This is a genomic window from Bradyrhizobium sp. (genome assembly GCF_035570375.1).
Lineage (GTDB): Bacteria > Pseudomonadota > Alphaproteobacteria > Rhizobiales > Xanthobacteraceae > Bradyrhizobium.
Genome location: NZ_DATMLW010000242.1, coordinates 1 through 7,752 on the forward strand (window position 1 = coordinate 1; position 7,752 = coordinate 7,752).

General features: G+C 60.9%; 7 protein-coding genes and 2 pseudogenes. All 9 read left to right on the top strand.

Annotated elements, in window-relative coordinates; genetic code table 11:
* Nucleotides 1–137 precede the first annotated feature (137 nt).
* Complete coding sequence (locus VNX23_RS26525; protein ID WP_325634534.1) at nt 138–314, top strand: hypothetical protein; 177 nt, start codon at nt 138–140, stop codon at nt 312–314.
* 213 nt (nt 315–527) lie between these two features.
* Complete coding sequence (gene glmM / locus VNX23_RS26530) at nt 528–1,871, top strand: phosphoglucosamine mutase (RefSeq protein WP_325634540.1); 1,344 nt, start codon at nt 528–530, stop codon at nt 1,869–1,871.
* Between the two features lie 229 nt (nt 1,872–2,100).
* Nucleotides 2,101–3,351 carry an MFS transporter gene (locus tag VNX23_RS26535; RefSeq protein WP_325634535.1) on the top strand — a complete coding sequence of 417 codons (1,251 nt, stop codon included), beginning with the start codon at nt 2,101–2,103 and terminating at the stop codon, nt 3,349–3,351.
* A 288-nt stretch (nt 3,352–3,639) separates the two neighbouring features.
* Nucleotides 3,640–4,494 carry an outer membrane protein gene (locus VNX23_RS26540; protein WP_325634536.1) on the top strand — a complete coding sequence of 285 codons (855 nt, stop codon included), beginning with the start codon at nt 3,640–3,642 and terminating at the stop codon, nt 4,492–4,494.
* A gap of 139 nt (nt 4,495–4,633) precedes the next feature.
* Nucleotides 4,634–5,227: a glutathione S-transferase family protein gene (locus tag VNX23_RS26545; protein WP_325634537.1), complete on the top strand. Its 594-nt coding sequence runs from the start codon at nt 4,634–4,636 to the stop codon at nt 5,225–5,227.
* Between the two features lie 174 nt (nt 5,228–5,401).
* A pseudogene (locus VNX23_RS26550) lies at nt 5,402–5,518 on the top strand (GNAT family N-acetyltransferase); the annotation flags it as partial.
* A gap of 175 nt (nt 5,519–5,693) precedes the next feature.
* The gene (locus VNX23_RS26555; protein WP_325634538.1) at nt 5,694–5,954 is read left to right on the top strand and encodes a hypothetical protein; all 261 of its coding nucleotides are present in this window, start codon (nt 5,694–5,696) and stop codon (nt 5,952–5,954) included.
* A gap of 79 nt (nt 5,955–6,033) precedes the next feature.
* Nucleotides 6,034–7,206, top strand: coding sequence for a phosphoserine transaminase (locus VNX23_RS26560; RefSeq protein WP_325634539.1), 1,173 nt, complete (start codon nt 6,034–6,036; stop codon nt 7,204–7,206).
* A 174-nt stretch (nt 7,207–7,380) separates the two neighbouring features.
* Nucleotides 7,381–7,752, top strand: a pseudogene (locus tag VNX23_RS26565) (phosphoglycerate dehydrogenase); the annotation flags it as partial.

The following is a 7,752-nucleotide window of genomic DNA, read 5'->3' on the forward strand; positions in this document are numbered from 1 at the left end:
TCCTCGATGCAGGTGATGTGTTTCATCTATGTTTCCAGCCCTTCTTGCTTTCACCGCTTTGGCTGTTCATCTAGCATGCTTGGGGCCCCCGCAAAAATCGCTTCACGGGAACAGCCTGCCAACCGGAGGACGTTGCCATGACCGGACCGCGCTCCAAGCCCGAAAACGATAAAGACGCTAAAGACGCCGAAAAGCGCCGGCTCGAGGAGGCCCTGGAGGAAGGGCTCAAGGAGACCTTTCCCGGCTCAGACTCGGTCAGCGTCACCCAGCCGGCGCCCTCGAAAGCGGACGATCATACCGAGCACAGGGATTAAGCTACGCCGCGCAGATGCCGGCGGGTAGAATAATTCGTTTATTTACAGTATGTTATCTACTAATCGATGGATTGGCTGTCGGAAATGATTCATCATATTTTTTGAAGCCATTTTAGCGCCGGAGGCCTTATAACCCCCTGTACGCAATGATGGTTGGGCGTTTGAGGCTTCTCCGGGTAATCTGAGAGGGCCTTGAGATTTGCTGGGGGTTTCATGAGCCGCAAATATTTCGGTACGGACGGGATTCGGGGCCTCGCCAACGGTCTGATCACGCCGGAGCTCGCGCTCAAGGTGGGACAAGCGGCCGGCTTGGTGTTTCAGCGCGGCGACCATCGCCACCGTGTCGTGATCGGCAAGGATACGCGGCTTTCCGGCTACATGATCGAATACGCGATGGTGGCTGGCTTTACCTCGGTCGGCATGGACGTGCTGCTGCTCGGGCCGATGCCGACGCCGGCGGTTGCGATGTTGACCAAATCGATGCGCGCCGATCTCGGCGTGATGATTTCCGCCTCCCACAATTTGTTCGAAGACAACGGCATCAAGCTGTTCGGCCCCGAGGGCTTCAAGCTCTCCGACGACGTCGAAAAGCAGATCGAGTTGTTGATGGGCGAGTCGCTCGACCGACGCCTGGCGCAGAGCGCGAGCCTCGGGCGCGCGCGCCGCATCGACGGCGTCCATGACCGCTACATCGAATTCGCCAAGCGGACGCTACCGCGTTCACTCAGCCTCGAAGGCCTGCGCGTGGTGGTCGATTGCGCCAACGGTGCCGCCTACAAGGTCGTGCCGGAAGCGCTGTGGGAGCTGGGTGCCGACGTCATTTCCATCGGCGTTGATCCCGATGGCTTCAATATCAACAAGGAGTGCGGCTCGACGTCGCCCGAGGCCTTGAGCCGCAAGGTGCGCGAGATGCGCGCCGATATTGGCATCGCCCTCGACGGCGACGCCGATCGGGTGATCCTCGTCGACGAGCGCGGACATCTGGTCGATGGCGACCAGTTGCTCGCCGTGATCGCGCAGAGCTGGAAGGAGGACGGCCGGCTTGCCAGGCCAGGCATCGTCGCTACCGTGATGTCGAATCTCGGTCTGGAGCGTTTCCTCGAGCGTCAGGGCATTGAACTGACCCGCACGCCGGTCGGAGACCGCTATGTGCTGGAGCGGATGCTGAGCGACGGCTACAATCTCGGTGGCGAACCCTCCGGCCATATCATCCTGTCGGATTATGCGACCACGGGCGACGGCTTTGTCGCCGCCCTTCAGGTGCTCGCCGTGGTGCAGAAGCTGCGCCGCCCGGTTTCCGAGGTCTGCCGCCGTTTCGATCCGCTGCCGCAGATCCTGAAGAATGTGCGCTACCGCAGCGGCAAGCCGCTCGACGATGCCGAAGTGAAATCGGCAATCGATGCCGGCGAAAAACAACTCAACGGCCAGGGCCGGCTGTTGGTCCGTTCCTCCGGCACCGAGCCCGTGATCCGCGTGATGGGCGAGGGCGACGATCGCCTCCTGGTCGAGGAGGTGGTCGACAAGATCGTGTTCGCGCTTGGTCAGGCTGCGGCCTGAGGCCAGCGAGAAGAAATCAAGGCAAGTCATTGCGAGCGTCAGCGAAGCAATCCAGATCCTTTGGACTGGCTGGATCGCCTTTTCGCATGCGCTCCTCGCAATGACGGCATTCCCCGTTCCGTCCTCGTCCCATGCGCATCGCAGCCATTTTCTAATGGCGGTGGTCTGCAACGAACCATCAGCATAAGTAGGGCGGATCAATTCGCACTGATCCCGCCGGAATGATTCCTTGAACAAGCCCGTTTCCTCTTTCGAACCAGCGCAGGCCGCGCCGCTTGAGGTCGCGGTCGGAAAAGGCCTGGCCGCAAGGGCCGCAGGGCCGGCCTACCTCGTGCTGGTCGGAATCAGCTTCTCGCATTTTCTCAACGACACCATGCAGTCGCTGATCGCATCGGTGTATCCGATCCTCAAGGAGAATTATGCGCTGGACTTCGCCCAGATCGGATTGATCACGCTGGCGTTCCAGTTTACCGCGTCGCTGTTGCAGCCCCTGGTCGGTCACTTCACCGACCGGAAGGCGCAACCGTTTTCGCTGGCGATCGGCATGTCCTCGACCTTCTTCGGATTGCTGCTGCTCAGCGTCGCCCGGCAATACGTCGTCATTCTGATCGCCGCGGCGCTGGTCGGCCTGGGATCGGCGGTGTTCCATCCGGAATCGGCGCGCATCGCGCGGCTTGCCTCCGGCGGGCGCTACGGTTTCGCGCAATCGGTATTCCAGCTTGGCGGCAGTTTCGGCACCTCGATGGGCCCGGTGCTGGCGGCCCTGATCGTGGTGCCGTTCGGCCAGCCCAGCATCGCCTGGTTCTCGTCGATCGCTTTTGTGGCGATTCTCATCCTGTGGCGGATCGGGCAATGGTACAGGCCGCAGATCACAGTCCGCAAATCCGCGTCGGTCGATCCGCATCCGCAAGCACCGGGCAGGCGACGGGTCGGAGTAGCGCTTCTGGTGCTGGTGGCGCTGCTGTTTTCGAAGCAGCTCTATGTGTCGAGCCTGTCGAGCTACTACATCTTTTATCTGATCGACCGGTTCGAGGTCCCGACCCGGACGGCGCAGATCTATCTCTTCATCTTTTTGGCCGCCAACGCGGTGGGGGCGTTTCTCGGCGGCCCGCTCGGCGATCGCTTCGGCCGCAGGATCGTGCTCTGGTTCTCGATCCTGGGCGCGCTGCCGTTCACGCTCGCGTTGCCCTATGCGGGGCTCCACGCCAGCGCCGTGCTGACGGTGTTCATCGGCCTCGTTCTTTCCTCGACTACGTCCTCGATCATCGTGTTCGCGCAGGAACTGGTGCCGCACCGCTTCGGGATGATTTCCGGCGTGTTCTTCGGCGTCGCGTTCGGCATCGGCGGCCTCGGCGCGGCCGTGCTTGGCAAACTCGCCGACCACACCTCGATCGGCTTCGTCTACCAGGTCTGCGCGTTTCTTCCAGCGATCGGTCTGCTCGCCGTGTTCCTGCCGAAGATGCCCAGAGGCGGGCACTGACGCTGGTTGCCGGCTTGGTCGCCGCGCGCTCATCGCCAACGGCTGAAGCTCTTAAACCAGTCTTAACCTCTCTTAACTTCTCCTAAACATCACAAGTGGCGCGGCAAATCCCCGCGCCGTTTTGTCTTGTGCGCGGCTTGATCCCGTCGCGCCGGGCCGGGTTGACGCAAGCGAAAAACGGTATTCGGGCGAGAACATGCCGATCGGCGCGGCGCGACAACGATTGGTTAAGGTTAACGAGCGATGATTCTCCATCAGTTCAGAGTGTCCGATTGGGGGTAGATTTCGATGCGTAGGTTTTTGCTGGCCGCGGCGATGGTCGCAACGACGACTTGCGCGCAAGCTGCCGACATGCCCGATTTTCTGCGCGGCAGCTTCGCCCCGGTGCCGGTTGTACGAAACTGGGCGGGCTGGTACGTCGGCGGTCAGGCCGACTACAGCGTCGCAAACGTCGATTTGGGTCAGACCCAGCAGTCTCTGATCGATTTCGTAGTGCGTGAGACGCTGATCCCGGGAACGGTCGGCGGATTGACGCAGTTCGGCAGGCAGCACGAGCAATCGTTTGGCTACGGCGCCTTTGTCGGCCGCAACTGGCAGTGGGACGACGTCGTGCTCGGTGTCGAGGCCAACTACGTCCATATCAACAACATCACTGCTTTCGAACAGAATTCGACCTCGCGCGGCCCGTTCAATAATCCCTTTGGTCAAACGTTGCCGGTCGGCCATATCGACCAATTTAACGTGACAGTGACCAGCACGGCGCAACTGCAGATCAAGGACGTCATGACCTTTCGCGGGCGAGCCGGCTGGGTGTGCGGCGACTTCTTGCCTTATATGTTCGGCGGCTTGGCGGTTGGGCGACTCGCCACAACGCGCACAGTGACCGCGACCACGGTTGAGACCGATATCAATAACAACGTCGTCCCCCCAACTACTACTACGATCTCCACTCTGATCGAGTCGGCAAGTGACGCAAGGGGGAATACCTATGCGCCCGGCTGGACCGCTGGCCTCGGAACCGAGATTGCCATTTTCGGAAGCCTCTTTGCTCGCGTCGAATGGGAATATGTCAGGTTCGTCACCGTCAAGAACATGCAGAGCGAGATTAACAGCGCCCACCTGGGCATCGGCTACAGGTTCTGACGCAGCAAAGTCGGGACGCGTGGGGCCGGCATCTCGCACGGCCATCGACACCTGAGCCCGACCGGCGCAGGGCTGCAGTTGGATGATTGACATCATCGAAGCCGCCTGTTGCTCTGTCGTTCCACCGAGGGGCGACAGGATGAAAGTCTACGGCGATCTCAAGTCGGGCAACTGCCTGAAGGTGAAATGGGTCTGCGACCGGCTTGCGCTGCCCTACAGCTGGATTGCGGTCGATATTCTCAAGGGCGAAAGCCGAACTTCGCAATTCCTCAAGCTCAACGGCGCGGGACAAGTGCCCGTGGTCGAATTCGACGATGGCCGCACGCTGGCGCAATCCAACGCCATCATTCGCTATCTGGCCCGCGGCAGCGATCTCATCCCGAGCGATGCCTTTGCCGCAGCCAAGATGGACGAGTGGCTGTTCTGGGAACAGTATAGTCACGAGCCATATATTGCGGTGTGCCGCTCCCAGATGGTCTATCTTGGAAAGACTGCTTCCGACCTCGATCCCGACAAGGTCAAGCGTGGCTACGCGGCGCTGGCGCGGATGGAGCACGAGCTCGCCTCGAAGCGATTTTTGGTCGGGGACAGGTTTTCTCTCGCCGATGTCGCTCTTCTCGCCTACACCAGGCTGGCGCATGAGGGCGGCTTTGACCTCGATGGTTACGCTTCGCTGCGGCGCTGGATCGACGACGCCGAGAAAGCGCTTGCCCTGCCGCCGGCGCGTATCTGACGGAACGCGGAGACGTCGAGGCGAGCTGCTAGTGGAGCGGGTTTGACAGCCGCAAGCTCGTCGAACGAATGTCAAATCCCAAGCTCCACTAGAATCTGACATTTGCTAGTGGCCCTTTGATTCCAACATTCGCAAATGTGTCCGCCGCAACGGGATGCGGTTGCGCAGGCCCGCTCCAGCGGCTGCAAGCTGGTCGAATTGCTCACGCATCATACCCGCGTCGATGCGCAGCGCTTCTACAAGCGGCTCGGCTTCCAGCCGAACCATGTCGGGATGACCGTGCGGTTTTGATACAGGCTGTTTCGCCGCTTCGATCGAAAGATCCTTGCGATGATTACAAAACCGGTTTCGCTCTCCGTTCCGATTAACGCGCGGTAAACTAGTCCGGCCACCGTTATTTTTTTTGCGGAACGATCCGTGACAGTTATGCGTCTTGCGAGGGGCCCCGTGGGCAATTGGGACGCAAATGAAAAATTATTCGATCGTCAAGGTCGGCAACGAATATGTCGTGCGCGCGGGTGAGGCGAGCATTCTGAGAATAGCGAGCAGAAGGCAAGCTGCTCGGCTCGTCACGATTGCGGCAGAACTTCTGAACGCGCAAATCAGGCTGCCACCCGACGACGCACCTTCTATCGCCGTTGATGCCGGAATTGTGGATGCGCCGGCCATACCCGATACCGGCTTTGCTGATCCCCAGGTCCTGGCCGACCCCAGCGAAGTTTCTTGACGATTGCTGCTGTTTCCCTTATGCACCGCGGCGGGACACCTCCCCCCAACGGGAGGCTTGCTATCTGGAAGGGTAGATCATGACTGCAGCGAAGCCCGCTTTGCGGCCCAAAGTGCCGCATTTTTCCTCCGGCCCCTGTGCCAAGCGCCCCGGCTGGAATCCCCAAAATCTCAAGGATGCTGCGTTAGGCCGTTCGCATCGCGCGAAAATCGGCAAGGCCAGGCTCAAGCTCGCGATCGAACTGACGCGGGAGGTGCTTGAGGTTCCGAAAGATTACAAGATCGGCATCGTACCGGCTTCCGATACCGGGGCGGTGGAGATGGCCTTGTGGTCACTGCTTGGCGCGCGGCCGGTGACGACCATTTCCTGGGAGTCCTTTGGTGAAGGCTGGGTCAATGATGTCGTCAAGGAGCTGAAGCTCAAGGACGTGACGCGGCTGCATGCCGGCTACGGCGAAATTCCCGATTTGAGCAAGGTCGATCCCGCGTCCGACGTCGTTTTCACCTGGAACGGCACCACATCCGGCGTACGCGTCCCCAACGCGGACTGGATCAGCGAGAAGCGCGAAGGCCTCACCATCTGTGACGCGACGTCTGCGGCATTCGCGCAAGCCCTCGATTGGCCCAAGCTCGATGTGGTGACGTTCTCCTGGCAGAAGGCGCTCGGCGGCGAGGCCGCACACGGCATGCTGGTGCTCTCGCCGCGCGCGGTCGCTCGGTTGGAGACCTACAAGCCGGCCTGGCCCTTGCCGAAGATTTTCCGCATGACCAAGGGCGGCAAGCTCAACGAAGGCATCTTCGAGGGCGAGACCATCAACACGCCATCGATGTTGTGTGTCGAAGACTGGCTCGACGCGCTGAACTGGGCGAGGTCGGTCGGTGGACTGAAGGCGCTGATTGCGCGGGCCGACGCCAATGCCAAGGTGCTTGCCGACTGGAAGGCGAACACGCCGTGGATCGATTTTCTGCCCCAGGATCCGGCGATCAGGTCCAACACCTCCGTATGCATGAAGGTGATCGATCCCGCGATCACCGCATTGACGGCGGACGCTCAGGCCGATTTCGCCAAGAAGCTCGTCGCGCTGGTGGAGAAGGAAGCTGCCGGCTACGACTTCGCGCATTACCGCGACGCGCCGGCGGGCCTTCGCATCTGGTGCGGCGCCACGGTGGAAGCAAGCGACGTGGCGCTATTGACGCAGTGGATCGACTGGGCTTTCGCCGAAACCAGGGCTTCGCTGCAAAAGGCGGCGTGACGTCATGACCCTCCCCTCGAGGGGGAGGGTCGACGCACCGTCAGGTGCGGCGGGGTGGGGTGATCATTTCTCCCAATTCGGCGCACTCGATGAATACGCATGTAGATGGTTCGCCCCACCCCGGCGCTTCGCGCCGACCCTCCCCCTCGAGGGGAGGGTGAAGGAAGAGACGTCATGAAAAAACCCAAGGTTCTGATTTCCGATGCGCTGTCGCCTGCCGCGGTACAGATCTTCAGGGATCGCGGCATTGACGTGGATTTCCAGCCCAATCTCGGCAAGGACAAGGAAAAGCTCGCCGAGATCATCGACAACTACGATGGCCTTGCGATCCGTTCGGCCACCAAGGCGACCGCCAAGATCATCGAGAAGGCAACGCGGCTGAAGGTGATCGGCCGCGCCGGCATCGGCGTCGACAATGTCGAGATTCCTGCCGCCACGGCCAAGGGCATCATCGTGATGAATACGCCGTTCGGCAACTCGATCACGACGGCGGAACATGCGATCACGCTGATGCTGGCGCTGGCGCGCGAAATTCCGCAAGCCGAT